The sequence below is a fragment of the Rhizobium sophoriradicis genome (assembly GCF_003939025.1).
Lineage (GTDB): Bacteria > Pseudomonadota > Alphaproteobacteria > Rhizobiales > Rhizobiaceae > Rhizobium > Rhizobium sophoriradicis.
This window is the reverse complement of record NZ_RQIH01000021.1, coordinates 1-13,798: the sequence shown is the minus strand read 5'-3', so window position 1 is coordinate 13,798 and position 13,798 is coordinate 1. Positions and strand designations below refer to the sequence as shown.

Below are 13,798 nucleotides of genomic sequence, written 5' to 3'. Positions count from 1 at the left end.
ATCCAGTCACGATTGCCGTCGCCGCGGAACCCTTGAGCCGATCAGTGGAGGTCGAGCTTCTTCATCTTCCTGTGCAGGGTGGCGCGGCTGATGCCGAGCGCGATCGCCGCCTGCGAGACGTTGCCGCCGGCGCGCGACAGCGCACGCAGCAATGCCGCCTTTTCCGCTTCGACGATCTCGTCTTGATGGGAGACGCCGGCCTCGTGCAGCGCATCGGCGGCCGGAATGCCGGCGGCAATCCGCCTGTCGTCCAGCTGCAGCGCGATACGGGCGGCGCGCGTCGCGCCGAGCACGAGGTCGTGCCGGTCGACGGCCAGCAGGGCGGCGGCCGAATTGACGCCGGCCGGGACCATCAGGAAACGGGCGCTGGGAAAGGCCGCGCGGAAGAGGTTGAGCTCGATGCGCATCGCCGAATCGCGCACGGTCTGCGTCAGGATCGCCAGCGTCATCTCATTGACGTCCTCACGGCAGGTGGAGATGTCGAGGGCCGCGGCCAGCCGGCCACGATGGTCGCGGATCGGCGCCGTCGTGCAGCTCAGGCTGGTATTGGCGCAGAAGAAATGCTGGTCGCGAAAGATGGCGACGGCCCGCTCGTCGGCAAGCGCGGTGCCGATACCGTTGGTACCGATGCTCGCCTCGGTCCAGACCGAGCCGGTCCAGAGGCCGAGTTCGCGGAATTCCTTGTCGTCGCCGGCGGCACCCCGGCGCTCCAGAGCGATGCCGTTCTTGTCGGTGAGAAGCAGGCAGCAGCCCGCCTTGCCAACGGTGGTAAAGAGACGATCGAGCTCTTCCGTGGCACTGGCGATCAGTTGCCCGGACTGCTCGCGGGCACGCCGGAATTCCTCATCGGTCAGGCGGATCGGCGCACGTTCATCCTCGGGGGCGAGCTGGTGCATGGTCATGCATCGCCGCCAGGAGGCGACAACGGGAGAGCTGGCCGCGGCCGAATCGCGCTGGGCAGAGCTGTAGACATGCTCGGCGTGTGCTGAGTGTTCGTGCATCGGCTCCTCCCACGGAACGTCAGAATAGTCTGATGGAAAAGCGGCCGGTTTGCAAATGGCCGGCATTGGCGATCGCCTAGACCTTTGGCTATGGCGATTTCAGCGCCGCAACCAGGCATCGATGCCGCGTGCGGCGGCGCGGCCGGTCGCCAGGCAGGCGGTGAGGAGATAACCGCCGGTCGGCGCTTCCCAGTCGAGCATCTCGCCGGCGACGAAAGTGCCCGGCAGCGCCTTCAACATGAAGTTTTCGTCGATGCCGCTCCAGCGGATGCCGCCGGCCGAGGAGATGGCCTCGGCGATCGGCCTCGTTTCGAGGACCGGCACCGGCAGGGCCTTGATCAGGCCGGCGAGACGTCCGGGATCGCTTCGGTCACGCTCGGAAGCGAGTTCACGCAGCAATGCCGCCTTGACGCCGTCGAGGCCGGCGCCCTTGCGCAGCCGGTTTGAAAAGCTCGATTTGGCGTCCTGGCGCGTAAGGTCGCGGGTCAGCCTTTCGATCGTTCGGCCGGGGGCGAGGTCGAGCGTCAGGGCAGCGCTGCCGTGGCTCTGCAGCCGCTCGCGCAGGCTTGCCGCATGGGCATAGACCAGGCTGCCCTCGATGCCGTTTGCGGTGATGACGAATTCGCCGGGAAAGGTGCCGGCATCGGAGGTGGCGGTGACCGACTTCACGGGCTCGCCGGCGAAACGTTCGCGGAAGCTTTCGCTCCAGCCGACGACAAAGCCGCAATTGGCGGGTCGGAAGGCGCCGATCTCGACGCCCTTCTCCGATAACCAGGGCAGCCAGCGTGCATCGGAGCCGAGGCGCGGCCAGCTTGCGCCGCCGAGCGCCAGCAGGGCGGCATCGCAATGAACGATGCTGCGCCCTTCCGGCGTTTCGAAAACATAGCCCTCTTCGGCAAAACCGATCCAGCGGTGGCGGGTGCGCAGCGTAGCGCCCTGCGCCTCCAGCCGCTTGAGCCAGGCGCGCAGCAAGGGAGAGGCTTTCATCACATCAGGGAAGACTCGGCCGGAGGAGCCGACGAAAGTCTTGGTCCCGAGCCCTGCTGCCCAATCTGTGATATTGCCAGGGGTAAAAGCATCGAGAGCGGGGCGCAGGCGGGCAGAGGCGGCGCCGAAGCGTGTGGCGAAACGGTCGTAATCCTCGGAATGGGTGATGTTCAGCCCCGACTTGCCGGCCAGCAGAAACTTGCGGGCGAAGGTCGGCATGGCGTCGTAGATCGTTACCGCATGGCCTGAGAGCGAAAGCAGTTCGGCGGCTGCAAGGCCCGCCGGGCCACCGCCGATGATCGCAATTCGCTTCTGGTTCATGGATGTCGTCGCCCGATTCTGTCTGCCCGCAGTTTTGGCGCGGGCATCGATTGCCTGCAAGGGCGGGATCAGTGATGCGAATGCGTGCACTGATCGTGATCGGCGAGAACCTCGATGACGCGGCATTGATCGACGCGGCCGTGGCCGCAGCCTTCCACCATGATTTCGAGTTCGGCCTTCAGCGCCATCAGGCTGCGGATGCGCTGCTCGACCTCGGCGAGACGAGCCTTGGCGATGGCGTCGGCCGAGGCGCAGGATTGGTGCGGATCATCCTGCAGGGTAAGGAGAGTGCGGATCGCCTCGATCTCGAAGCCGAGTTCACGGGCATGGCGGATGAAGGCGAGGCGGCTGATGTCGGCGGGTTCGAAGGAGCGCTGGTTGCCTTCGCTGCGGCTCGGGGCTGCGAGCAGGCCGATGCTCTCGTAATAACGAACCGTCGGTACTTTGACTCCGCTGCGGCGAGCGGCTTCGCCGATCGTGATCTTTTTCATGATTTTCCTCTTGCACCTCTAGTCGCTAGAGGATGTAGGAGGGGTGCTTCTGTTTGACAAGGAAGCGGATCATGGCTGAGACGAGCGAGACACGATACCGGGTCGGCGGCATGGATTGCGCCGCCTGTGCGACCAAGATCGATATGGCAGTCAGGCGCGTGGCAGGTGTCGCCGATGTGTCCGTCTCGGTGGTGGCTGGCACGATGACCGTCCGGCATGATGGCAGCAGCGACCTCAAGGCGATCGAGAAGAGGGTGACGGGGCTCGGTTATTCGGTTTCGCTCTTTGCCGGAAGCGCGGCACAGGCACAGGATCACGGCCCGCACGGTCACCACGACCACGGCGATCATGCCGGCCACGACCATGACCATGATCATGATCACGCAGATCACGATCATGGCAAAAAGAAAGTCGTCGGGCCGCATGGGCGTGACCATGCGCCGATGGCCGGTTCCTGGTGGCAAAGCCGGAAGGGCCGATTGACCATCGTCTCGGGTGCAGCGCTAATTGCCGCCTATGTCATCGGCCATCTCGTGCCGGCGGTCGCATCCTACGCCTTCGTCATCGCCATGCTGGTCGGGCTGGTGCCGATCGCGCGACGCGCCGTCATGGCGGCTCGATCGGGCACACCGTTTTCAATCGAGATGCTGATGACGATCGCCGCCGTCGGCGCCGTCATCATCAATGCCGGCGAGGAGGCGGCGACTGTCGTGTTCCTGTTTCTCGTCGGCGAGCTGCTGGAGGGGGTGGCGGCCGGCAAGGCGCGGGAAAGCATCCAGTCGCTGACGGCGCTGGTGCCAAAGAATGCTTTGTTGGAAGACAATGGTCAGACGCGGGAGGTTCCGGCGGAGAGCCTTGCCGTCGGCGCTATCATCATGGTGCGCCCGGGTGACCGCATTTCGGCGGACGGCGTCATTGTCTCCGGCGAGAGCGCGATCGACGAGGCGCCGGTGACGGGCGAGAGCACACCAGTGCGCAAGGGCGTCGATGCCACGGTCTTTGCCGGAACGGTGAACGGCGATGCGGTGCTCAGGGTTCGCGTCACGGCGGCCGCCGCCGACAATACCATCGCCCGCGTCGTCAAGCTGGTGGAAGCGGCGCAGGAATCAAAGGCGCCGACGGAACGCTTCATCGACCGGTTCTCTCGTTATTACACCCCCGGCGTGATGGCGGTCGCAGCACTTGTCGCGGTCGTTCCGCCGCTGGTTCTTTCCGCCGCGTGGGGCGAATGGATCTACAAGGGCCTTGCCATCCTGCTGATCGGCTGCCCCTGTGCGCTCGTCATTTCGACGCCGGCGGCGATTGCCGCCTCGCTTTCAGCAGGCGCGTGGCGCGGGCTGCTAATGAAGGGCGGCGCGGTGCTGGAAACGCTCGGCAAGGTCACGATGGTCGCCTTCGACAAAACAGGCACGCTGACGGAAGGCAAGCCTCAGGTGACCGATATCGTTTCCTTCGGATTGAGCGAGGCGCAGGTCTTGTCGCGCGCGGCGGTGCTGGAACAGGGCTCCAGCCATCCCTTGGCGCTGGCGATCCTCAACCGTGCTCGGGCGGACGGCGTTCCCGTGCCGCCGGCCTTCGAGCTGGAAGCGCTGCCGGGCAAGGGCGTCACCGGAAAAGTCGGGGGCGAGACTCTGGATCTGCTGTCGCCGTCCGCCGCCCGCGAGCGCGGGGCGCTCGATGGAGATCAGGATGCGCGTATCATCGCGTTGAACGACGAAGGCAAGAGCGTGTCGGTGCTGCTCGTCAACGGCGCGGCAGCCGGCCTGATCGCCATGCGCGATGAGCCGCGCGAGGATGCCGAAGCCGGGCTTTCGGCGCTGAAATCGGCGGGCGTCAAGGCGATGATGCTGACGGGCGACAACAAGCGGACGGCGGCAGCCGTTGCCGGCATGCTCGGTATCGACTGGCGCGGCGAAATGATGCCTGAGGATAAGCAGCGGGTCGTCGGCGAATTGAAGCGTCAGGGTTTCATCGTCGCCAAGGTCGGCGACGGTATCAACGACGCTCCGGCACTGGCCGCCGCCGATATCGGCATCGCCATGGGCGGCGGCACCGATGTGGCGCTGGAGACGGCCGATGCCGCCGTGCTGCACGGGCGCGTTGGCGACGTGGCGCGGATGATCGAACTTTCCAAACGAACGATGCACAATATCGTGCAGAACATCACCATCGCCCTCGGGCTGAAGGCGGTGTTCCTGGTGACGACGATCATGGGGATCACCGGCCTCTGGCCGGCGATTCTCGCCGATACCGGCGCCACCGTGCTGGTGACGATCAATGCGCTGCGATTGCTTCGAGTAAAGATGTAAACATGTCGTGCTTGCGGCGCTCGTCACCTGAAGAGTGCCGCTGACAGCGGCCGCCAACCCCTCTTTCGTCATGCTCGGGCTTGTCCCGGGCATCTGCCTCCGGTCGATAGGCAGCAGATCGTCGGCACAAGGCCGAGGATGACGCGGAGAGGGAGGTTTGTCATCGAACTGAGAGCGGCTGTAGGCCGGCCCTCTTCATCCGGACCTTCTCCACAGCCTCTTTTCGTTAAGCCTTCGCTATCCATGTTTTTCACAGGAACGCAGCGATTTCAAACGTGCCGTAACGCTATGCACAAACCATCCGTTGACGTGATTTTGGATTCGCGTACTATATCTAGTGTTCAAGGTTCCTTCGATTCGTCAGGATCGCGGGCGAAGATGGGAATACGGTGCGTTTCGCCATGACGGCGCAACAAGGCCGGAGCTGCCCCCGCAACTGTGAGCGGCGAGCAACTGTCCGATTTCAGGTCACTGAGGCATGATGCCTCGGGAAGGCTAGGGGCAGGGTGCTTCGACCCGCAAGCCAGGAGACCTGCCTTGAACTAGATGTCCACGGGCGGGGTGTCCGGAAGGTCGCGTGCAAGAAAGCGGAGTGATCCGCGCCTGTTGCGCTGCCCCGAACGTCCGCATGAGCACTTCGGGGTTTAAGTCATGTCGAGAATATCAAGGCCGCCGCCCGCGCAAATCCCGAAAGGGATCGTATCGGGCGTTTAAAGCGCCGACTTTGCCAGATCACCATCAAACGTTGCCCCGGACGCCGCAAGGCGCCCGATCCCAGTATTGCGTCCAGAATTTTTTGACATCACGAGGAACATGATGAGCGTTACCGTCTATAGCAAACCTGCCTGCGTCCAATGCACCGCCACCTATCGCGCCCTCGACCGCCTGGGCGTCGATTACGATATCATCGATATCTCGCAGGATGCCGAAGCGCTCGATCGCGTCCGCAGCCTCGGCTACATGCAGGCGCCCGTCGTCATCGCCGGCGAGCGGCATTGGGCGGGTTTCCGTCCCGATATGATCAGCGCGCTCTCCTGACCGGAAAACGGCGATGGGGCTGCTCGTCTATTATTCCAGCCGATCGGAGAATACCCATCGCTTCGTCGCCAGGCTCGGACTGCGCGCGGCGCGCATTCCGGCTAGCGGCGCAGAGGCGCTCCCTATCCGCGAACCCTTCGTTCTCGTCGTGCCGACTTATAGCGGCGACGGCGGCAAGGGGGCCGTTCCCAAGCAGGTGATCCGTTTCCTCAACGATGCGGAGAACCGAGGACATATCCGCGGCGTGATTGCCGCGGGCAACAGCAATTTCGGCGAGACATACGGGCTTGCCGGCGACGTGATCTCGCGGAAGTGCCAGGTGCCCTACCTCTACAGGTTCGAGCTCATCGGCACGGAGGAGGACGTCGTCAACGTCAGATACGGATTGGAACGGTTTTGGACACGGGAACAACTCTGACGCGGGATGCGGGCGCAAAACCGCATAACACTTTTGCTCATCCCGCCGGCGAACGCCCCGTGAAAGCGGCGGAAACGCTCGACTATCACGCGCTGAACGCCATGCTGAACCTCTATGACGACGAAGGCAGGATCCAGCTCGACAAGGATCGCATGGCGGCGAAGCAGTATTTCCTGCAGCATGTGAACCAGAACACGGTGTTCTTTCACAATCTCAGGGAAAAGCTCGATTACCTCATGACCGAGGGCTATTACGAGCAGGAGGTGCTCGACCAGTACTCCTTCAATTTCGTCCGCGACCTGTTCGATCAGGCCTATGCGAGGAAATTCCGGTTCCCGACCTTTCTCGGCGCCTTCAAATATTACACCAGCTATACGCTGAAGACCTTCGACGGAAAGCGCTATCTCGAGCGCTACGAGGACCGCATCTGCATGGTGGCGCTGACCCTGGCACGGGGCGACGAAGCGCTTGCCCGCGATATGGTCGACGAGATCATTTCCGGCCGGTTCCAACCGGCGACGCCGACCTTCCTCAATGCGGGCAAGAAGCAGCGCGGCGAACTGGTTTCCTGCTTCCTGCTGCGGGTCGAGGACAATATGGAATCGATCGGCCGATCGATCAATTCGGCGCTGCAATTGTCGAAGCGCGGCGGCGGCGTGGCGCTGTCGCTGACGAACATCCGTGAGGCCGGCGCGCCGATCAAGCAGATCGAGAACCAATCCTCGGGCATCATTCCGGTGATGAAGCTGCTCGAAGACTCGTTCTCTTATGCCAACCAGCTCGGTGCCCGTCAGGGAGCCGGCGCCGTTTATCTCAACGCCCATCACCCCGACATTATGCGCTTCCTCGACACGAAGCGCGAAAATGCCGACGAGAAGATCCGGATCAAGACGCTGTCGCTCGGCGTCGTCGTGCCCGACATCACCTTCGAGCTCGCGAAAAATAATGAGGATATGTATCTGTTCTCGCCTTACGACGTGGAGCGCGTCTATGGCGTGCCTTTCACCGAGATTTCGGTGACGGAAAAGTACCGGGAGATGGTGGCGGATGCGCGCATCTCGAAGAAGAAGATCAAGGCGCGCGAATTCTTCCAGGTGCTCGCCGAAATCCAGTTTGAGAGCGGTTATCCCTACATCATGTTCGAGGACACGGTGAACCGGGCGAACCCGGTCGCCGGGCGTATTTCGATGAGCAATCTCTGCTCGGAGATCCTACAGGTCAGCGAAGCGAGCGAATACAATGACGACCTCTCCTACAAGCATCTCGGCAAGGATATTTCCTGCAATCTCGGCTCGCTGAACATTGCGGCGGCGATGGACTCCGCCGATTTCGGCAAGACGATCGAGACCTCGATCCGGGCGCTGACGGCCGTCTCCGACATGAGCCACATCGCCTCGGTTCCGTCGATCGAGAAGGGCAATGACGAGAGCCACGCAATCGGGCTCGGCCAGATGAACCTGCACGGCTATCTCGCCCGCGAACGCATCTTTTACGGCTCGGAGGAAGGCGTCGATTTCACCAATATCTATTTCTATACGGTGACCTATCACGCGATCCGCGCCTCGAACCTGCTGGCGGTCGAACGCGGCACACGCTTCAAGGGCTTCGAAAATTCGAAATATGCCTCCGGCGACTATTTCGACAAATATACCGAGCAGGAATGGAAGCCGGCGACCGAGAAGGTGCAGGCGCTGTTCGACAAATCAGGAATCCATATTCCGACGCAGGACGATTGGGCGTCGTTGAAAACGGCTGTCATGACCTCCGGCCTTTATAACCAGAACCTGCAGGCGGTGCCGCCGACGGGGTCGATCTCCTATATCAACCACTCCACCTCCTCGATCCATCCGATCGTCTCGAAGATCGAGATCCGCAAGGAAGGCAAGATCGGCCGCGTCTATTATCCGGCGCCGTTCATGACCAACGACAATCTCGATTATTATCAGGATGCCTACGAGATCGGGGCGGAGAAGATCATCGATACCTATGCGGCGGCGACCCAGCATGTCGACCAGGGGCTGTCGCTGACCCTGTTCTTCCGCGACACGGCGACGACGCGCGATATCAACAAGGCGCAGATTTACGCCTGGAAGAAGGGCATCAAGACGATCTACTACATCCGCCTTCGCCAGATGGCGCTGTCCGGCACCGAAGTGCAGGGCTGTGTGTCTTGTACGCTGTGAATTGATTTCGCTCCGGACCGGCAAGATGCCCCTCACCCTAACCCTCTCCCCGTAAAAACGGGGAGAGGGGACGTGCCCTGCGAGAGGTTTGTGGGGAACGGAGAGCTTGCGGCGTGCCTCCTTCGCCCCGCAAGCGGGGAGAAGGTGCCGGCAGGCGGATGAGGGGCAAACTCAGACAAATTCCTCAAGAGGGACCGCTCAATGAACATGCAATTCAAATCCGTTTCCCGCGTGCGCGCCATCAACTGGAACCGTATCGAGGACGATAAGGATCTCGAAGTCTGGAACCGGCTGACCGGCAATTTCTGGCTGCCTGAAAAAGTGCCGCTGTCCAACGACATTCCCTCCTGGGCGACGCTGACGGCGGCCGAGCAGCAACTGACCATCCGCGTCTTCACCGGGCTGACGCTGCTCGACACGATCCAGAACGGCGTCGGCGCGATCAGGCTGATGGAAGATGCGATAACCCCGCATGAGGAGGCGGTGCTTTCCAATATCTCCTTCATGGAGGCGGTGCATGCGCGCTCCTATTCCTCGATCTTTTCGACGCTGTGCTCGACGCCCGATGTCGACGATGCCTATCGCTGGTCGGAGGAAAACGAGTTCCTGCAGCGGAAATCGGCGCTGATCATGGAGCAGTATGGTTCAGGCGATCCATTGAAGAAGAAGGTCGCCAGCGTCTTCCTCGAAAGCTTCCTGTTCTATTCCGGCTTCTACCTGCCGATGTACTGGTCGAGCCGCGCCAAGCTGACCAACACGGCCGACATGATCCGGCTGATCATCCGCGACGAGGCGGTGCACGGCTATTATATCGGCTACAAGTTCCAGCGCGGGTTGGAGCGGCTTTCCGAGGAGAGAAGGCAGGAGATCAAGGATTTCGCCTTCGACCTGCTGCTCGAGCTCTACGACAACGAGGCCCGATATACCGAGGCGCTCCATGACGGCGTCGGGCTGACCGAGGACGTCAAGAAATTCCTGCATTACAATGCCAACAAGGCGCTGATGAACCTCGGCTACGAGGCGCTGTTCCCGGCCGAGGCCTGCAAGGTCAATCCGGCGATCCTGTCGGCGCTTTCGCCGAATGCCGACGAGAACCACGACTTCTTCTCCGGCTCCGGGTCGTCCTATGTCATCGGCAAGGCTGTGGCGACCGAGGATGAGGACTGGGATTTCTGAGGTTTTATCGCCATCTGCCCTTATCATTTGCTTCCCTGTCGCCCACATTCAGCGGAAACTGAAATCGATCCTCGCCGATGACGCGATGTAGCGGAGTTTTTTGATGTCGTCTTTTCCAAACAAGGCCGGGATTGCCGTCGAAGCCAACGACGGCGTTTGGCCGATCCGCAGGAGACGCGTTCTCGACTGGCTGGTGAACGAGACGCGCGGCGAGCGCTTCATCGACAACATCCTGGTGGAGATGTGTGAGAAGCTGCTGGCGGCTGGGGTGCCGGTGGCGCGGGCGACGCTGCATTTCAGGGTGAACCACCCGCAATGGGTCGGTGCCCGCATTCTTTGGAAGGAGGGACTGGCGGAGGCGAAGATCGATACATTCGCCTATGGCGTCGAAAACACGCCGGAGTTCCTGACCAGTCCGGTCAACGCGATCCATCAGGGTGCGGAGGAGGTGCACAGGCAGCTGGAAGGCGCAGCCGACGGCGAGATGGATTCATTCTATCAGGACCTGCGCGACGACGGCTTGACCGAGTATATCGCCTGGCCGGTCGAGCACACCTTCGGCAAGCGGCATGTCGTGACATTTTCCACCAGCCGGCCGGGCGGCTTCGAGCGCGGACATGTCGATTTCCTGCGCGATCTCCTGCCAGCGCTAACGCTTGTCAGCGAAATCCGGCTGAAGAATATCATGGCGCGCACGCTGCTGCAGACCTATGTGGGACCGCATGCGAGCGAACATATCCTGTCGGGCGTCACGACGCGCGGCAGCGGCGCCACCGTCGGCGCGGCGATCATGATCTGCGACCTGCGCGACTTTACGGGGATCTCCGATCTCTGGCCGCGCGACGATGTCATCCATCTGCTCAACGATTATTTCGACGCCATGTCCGACCCGATCGAGCGCTATGGCGGCGAGATCCTGAAGTTCATGGGCGACGGATTGCTGGCGATCTTCCCGTTAGCCAAGGAAACGGCCTGCCATGATCTGCTGCAGGCGATCCGCGAGGGGCAGGCGTTGATGGCGCAACTGAACCAGCAGTATGCGGGCAACGGGCGTGAACCGCTGCGCTACGGGGTCGGCGTGCATGTCGGCGATGTCATGTACGGCAATATCGGCTCGAGCCGGCGGCTGGATTTTACCGTCATCGGCCCGGCGGTCAATGTCGCCTCGCGGCTGGAAAGCCTGACGAAGGAGGTCAAGCGTCCGGTGCTCCTGTCACGGGCCTTCGTCGAAATGGCGGGCTGCGCGCAAGATATGGACAGTCTCGGCACCTTCCCGCTGCGCGGGCTCGGAGAGCCTGTCGATGTCTTCGCTTTTCCGGAGCGTTAAAGCATGTCGCGCAAAAGTGTGCCGCGGTTTTGCGGCAACGACATGCGTAAAAACAAAGAGCTAAAGCGCGACGAGCGAATCTGAAGGATCGCGACGCGCTTTAGCCTCAGGCCGAGTCATACGCCGCGCTTGTTCCCCCACAGCAGCACATGCAGCTGAGGCAGCACGCGCGGGGCAAACCATCCATCAGCAGTCACTTTCTCCACGAGCCAGTGCATCCGATCCATCACGCCGTCGATATCGATACGGGCGTCGTCGTCATCCGGCGGCGGCGGCGTGTGGTTGCCCGGCTGAAGGTACAAGGGAATATAGGGATAGCGCTCCCCCACCTGTCGCGCAAACGCGTAATCGGCATCATCGAAGACCACGATTTTCAATGCGATCTCCGGCCCGCCGGCGGTGAGCCGAAGGCAATTGCCGAGCTCGCCCCAATTGGTCGACATTCCGCTTGACGGCGGCTTGGGGCTCAAGACCAGGACGTCGAGATCGCGAAACCAGTTCCGGGCCACACTTCCCTGCGTTTCCAGCGCGAAGCGGTATCCCTGGGAGTGGCCGAGCTCGATCAGCGGTCCCAAAGGCTGGATCGCCGGATTGCCGCCGGACAAAGAAACCGTCATCGGCCGGCCTCCGGAGAGCTTCGTGACCTCCTGCCAGATCGCCTCGGCCGACATGGGGCTCCATTGATCCCGGTATGCGCTATCGACCGCGTGAAGGCTGTCGCACCACGAGCAGCGGTAGTCGCAGCCGCCCGTCCGGACGAACACCGTCGGCAGCCCGATCAAGGCGCCTTCGCCCTGGATGGTCGGGCCGAAGATCTCACTGACGCGAATAGTTTCGGCGCTCACGGTCTGTACTCCGCCCAGGTCTTCGGCGTCTCGCTGACGCGGACCGACGATGTCTCTGGGAAGCGCTGCTTGCACCAGTCGTAAAAGTGCTTTGCCAGGAACTCGGACGTGACCTTCGAATGACCGAAGACCTCGTTCAGGTGGCGATGATCGAGAGCTTCGTCGATATAGCGCTTGAGCGGCGAGAGGTCGTGATAGTCGCGAACGAAGCCGTCGTCATTCAGGCTTTCGGCGGCGAGCTCGACGACGACGATATAGTTATGGCCGTGGAGCCTGGCGCATTGATGGTCGGCCGGCAGATAATCCAGCTGGTGCGAGGCGGAGAGGTGAAATTCCTTAGTGATGCGATACATCAACGCACCTCCGCGGCGGAATATTGCGACACCGCCGCTTTCCAGAAATCCCGGTCTTCATAGTCCGTCGGATCGGAAATGCCGGCAAGATGGAAAGCCTCGCGGCGTTCGACGCAGGTTCCGCAGCGCCCGCAATGGAGCCTGCCGCCTTTGTAGCAGGACCAGGTTTCCGAAAATGGTGTGCCGTGCTTCGCGCCATCGGCCACAATCGCCGCCTTGGGAACATCGACATAAGGGGCGAGCAGTCTGACGTTGGCATAACCGTCCAGCGCTTCGTTCTGCATGCGCTGGAAGGCGTCGATGAAGCCCGGCCGGCAGTCGGGATAGATGAAGTGGTCGCCGCCATGCACGGCGACGGCAACGGCATCGGCCTTGTGCGCAGCGGCCAGGCCGAAGGCGATCGCCAGCATGATGGCATTGCGGTTCGGCACCACGGTGGCCTTCATGGTCTCCTCGGCATAGTGGCCGTCCGGGACCTCGACATTATCGGTCAGCGCCGATCCGCTGAGATGGCCGCCGATGGCGGCGATATCGATGATATGATGAGGAACGGCGAGACGCGCGGCGCACCGGGCGGCGAAACCGAGTTCCTTGCGGTGCCGCTGGCCGTAGTCGAAGGAGACGAGGCCGATAAGCTGTTGTTCCGCTGCTATCTTGTGTGCAAGCGAAACGGAGTCGAGTCCGCCAGAGCAGACGACGAGAGTCTTCATATTTTGGATTCCCTTGTTTTGACCGGGTGGGCTGCGACCGGATTACGGCGTCCTTCTACGGCAAATCACGCCTCAGGGAAATAGGCAGGGCCCAATGATCGGAAAATTGATCAGCGGCCGATCCTCGTGGATGGCGTTGGCGACAATGCGCTATCGATATACGTCGGCTGCGGATGAGATCGCACTCGCGGGCGACATGGAGACCGCGTCTGGCTCTCAAAGGCGTATAGGTGGACTGGTGAATAGTAGGATTAATAAAGTAATTAATTCAATAGGATAATAGATAAGGCATATTTTTCTCGGGAGTCGAGAAAGGACTTGACGATCAGAGGCTTATAACGTTTTAAATTAGCAACCGTGCGGAGGAGCGCGGCCGAATGTTGACCGTCGCAACGCGGAAAGCATCGGGCGGCAGGGAGGGCCCGCCGCCGATTTTCAATGGGAGGAATTTCATGCGCAAGTTCTTGAGCTCGGCGGCTGTTGCCGTCGTGATGATGGCTGGCCTCGGTGCGGCCCAGGCCGCCGACGTAAAGGAAGTGCAGATGCTGCACTGGTGGACATCAGGCGGCGAGGCGGCTGCCTTGAACGTGTTGAAGGAGGATCTGTCGAAGGAAGGTTTTGCCTGGAAGGACGTGCCGG

General features: G+C 61.8%; 12 protein-coding genes, 1 pseudogene and 1 riboswitch. Of the genes and pseudogenes, 7 read left to right on the top strand and 6 right to left on the bottom strand.

The features are described from left to right. Positions 1-41 precede the first annotated feature (41 nt). The 3 genes from EFR00_RS28320 to EFR00_RS28310 form a co-directional block, all read right to left on the bottom strand. The gene (locus tag EFR00_RS28320; RefSeq protein ID WP_077994985.1) at positions 42-1,001 is read right to left on the bottom strand and encodes a helix-turn-helix domain-containing protein; all 960 of its coding nucleotides are present in this window, start codon (positions 999-1,001) and stop codon (positions 42-44) included. Positions 1,002-1,100: 99 nt separating this feature from the next. Beyond that, complete coding sequence (locus EFR00_RS28315; RefSeq protein ID WP_077994986.1) at positions 1,101-2,309, bottom strand: TIGR03862 family flavoprotein; 1,209 nt, start codon at positions 2,307-2,309, stop codon at positions 1,101-1,103. Positions 2,310-2,377: 68 nt separating this feature from the next. Further along, complete coding sequence (locus EFR00_RS28310; protein ID WP_077994987.1) at positions 2,378-2,800, bottom strand: MerR family transcriptional regulator; 423 nt, start codon at positions 2,798-2,800, stop codon at positions 2,378-2,380. Positions 2,801-2,871: 71 nt separating this feature from the next. On the opposite strand from EFR00_RS28310, the gene EFR00_RS28305 reads away from it, so the two are divergent. The 6 genes from EFR00_RS28305 (at position 2,872) to EFR00_RS28270 (ending at position 11,251) form a co-directional block, all read left to right on the top strand. Beyond that, positions 2,872-5,109, top strand: a complete 2,238-nt coding sequence (locus tag EFR00_RS28305; protein ID WP_077994988.1) for a heavy metal translocating P-type ATPase — start codon at positions 2,872-2,874, stop codon at positions 5,107-5,109. 327 nt (positions 5,110-5,436) lie between these two features. After that, a riboswitch (cobalamin riboswitch) is annotated at positions 5,437-5,663 on the top strand. Between the two features lie 262 nt (positions 5,664-5,925). After that, on the top strand, positions 5,926-6,147 hold the full coding sequence (gene nrdH, locus EFR00_RS28295) for a glutaredoxin-like protein NrdH (RefSeq protein ID WP_009989857.1): 222 nt from the start codon (positions 5,926-5,928) through the stop codon (positions 6,145-6,147). A gap of 13 nt (positions 6,148-6,160) precedes the next feature. Then, positions 6,161-6,565 (top strand): class Ib ribonucleoside-diphosphate reductase assembly flavoprotein NrdI, encoded by a 405-nt coding sequence (gene nrdI / locus EFR00_RS28290; RefSeq protein ID WP_077994989.1) that lies wholly within the window; start codon positions 6,161-6,163, stop codon positions 6,563-6,565. After that, positions 6,544-8,748, top strand: a complete 2,205-nt coding sequence (gene nrdE / locus EFR00_RS28285; protein WP_077994990.1) for a class 1b ribonucleoside-diphosphate reductase subunit alpha — start codon at positions 6,544-6,546, stop codon at positions 8,746-8,748. The genes nrdI and nrdE overlap by 22 nt, the downstream gene beginning before the upstream one ends. A 201-nt stretch (positions 8,749-8,949) precedes the next feature. After that, positions 8,950-9,924, top strand: coding sequence for a class 1b ribonucleoside-diphosphate reductase subunit beta (nrdF, locus tag EFR00_RS28275; RefSeq protein ID WP_077994991.1), 975 nt, complete (start codon positions 8,950-8,952; stop codon positions 9,922-9,924). A 103-nt stretch (positions 9,925-10,027) separates the two neighbouring features. After that, the gene (locus EFR00_RS28270) at positions 10,028-11,251 is read left to right on the top strand and encodes an adenylate/guanylate cyclase domain-containing protein (RefSeq protein WP_077994992.1); all 1,224 of its coding nucleotides are present in this window, start codon (positions 10,028-10,030) and stop codon (positions 11,249-11,251) included. Positions 11,252-11,367: 116 nt separating this feature from the next. Here the strand turns inward: EFR00_RS28270 and queE are convergent, their stop codons facing one another. Genes queE through queC form a run of 3 tightly spaced genes read right to left on the bottom strand, consistent with a single transcriptional unit; the run spans position 11,368 to position 13,159 of the window. Then, positions 11,368-12,096 carry a 7-carboxy-7-deazaguanine synthase QueE gene (queE, locus tag EFR00_RS28265; protein WP_077994993.1) on the bottom strand — a complete coding sequence of 243 codons (729 nt, stop codon included), beginning with the start codon at positions 12,094-12,096 and terminating at the stop codon, positions 11,368-11,370. After that, complete coding sequence (gene queD, locus EFR00_RS28260; RefSeq protein ID WP_077994994.1) at positions 12,093-12,449, bottom strand: 6-carboxytetrahydropterin synthase QueD; 357 nt, start codon at positions 12,447-12,449, stop codon at positions 12,093-12,095. The genes queE and queD overlap by 4 nt, the downstream gene beginning before the upstream one ends. After that, on the bottom strand, positions 12,449-13,159 hold the full coding sequence (queC, locus tag EFR00_RS28255; protein WP_077994995.1) for a 7-cyano-7-deazaguanine synthase QueC: 711 nt from the start codon (positions 13,157-13,159) through the stop codon (positions 12,449-12,451). Before queC ends, queD begins: the two co-directional genes overlap by 1 nt. Positions 13,160-13,611: 452 nt before the next feature. Between queC and EFR00_RS28250 the strand changes: the two are divergent. After that, positions 13,612-13,798: pseudogene (locus tag EFR00_RS28250) on the top strand (sugar ABC transporter substrate-binding protein); the annotation flags it as partial.

Bases quoted from the DNA above. Each gene is read 5' to 3' on its own strand.
- EFR00_RS28320 (WP_077994985.1), bottom strand. From the start codon at position 1,001: ATGCACGAACACTCAGCACACGCCGAGCATGTCTACAGCTCTGCCCAG.
- EFR00_RS28315 (WP_077994986.1), bottom strand. From the start codon at position 2,309: ATGAACCAGAAGCGAATTGCGATCATCGGCGGTGGCCCGGCGGGCCTT.
- EFR00_RS28310 (WP_077994987.1), bottom strand. From the start codon at position 2,800: ATGAAAAAGATCACGATCGGCGAAGCCGCTCGCCGCAGCGGAGTCAAA.
- EFR00_RS28305 (WP_077994988.1), top strand. From the start codon at position 2,872: ATGGCTGAGACGAGCGAGACACGATACCGGGTCGGCGGCATGGATTGC.
- nrdH (WP_009989857.1), top strand. From the start codon at position 5,926: ATGAGCGTTACCGTCTATAGCAAACCTGCCTGCGTCCAATGCACCGCC.
- nrdI (WP_077994989.1), top strand. From the start codon at position 6,161: ATGGGGCTGCTCGTCTATTATTCCAGCCGATCGGAGAATACCCATCGC.
- nrdF (WP_077994991.1), top strand. From the start codon at position 8,950: ATGAACATGCAATTCAAATCCGTTTCCCGCGTGCGCGCCATCAACTGG.
- EFR00_RS28270 (WP_077994992.1), top strand. From the start codon at position 10,028: ATGTCGTCTTTTCCAAACAAGGCCGGGATTGCCGTCGAAGCCAACGAC.
- queD (WP_077994994.1), bottom strand. From the start codon at position 12,449: ATGTATCGCATCACTAAGGAATTTCACCTCTCCGCCTCGCACCAGCTG.
- queC (WP_077994995.1), bottom strand. From the start codon at position 13,159: ATGAAGACTCTCGTCGTCTGCTCTGGCGGACTCGACTCCGTTTCGCTT.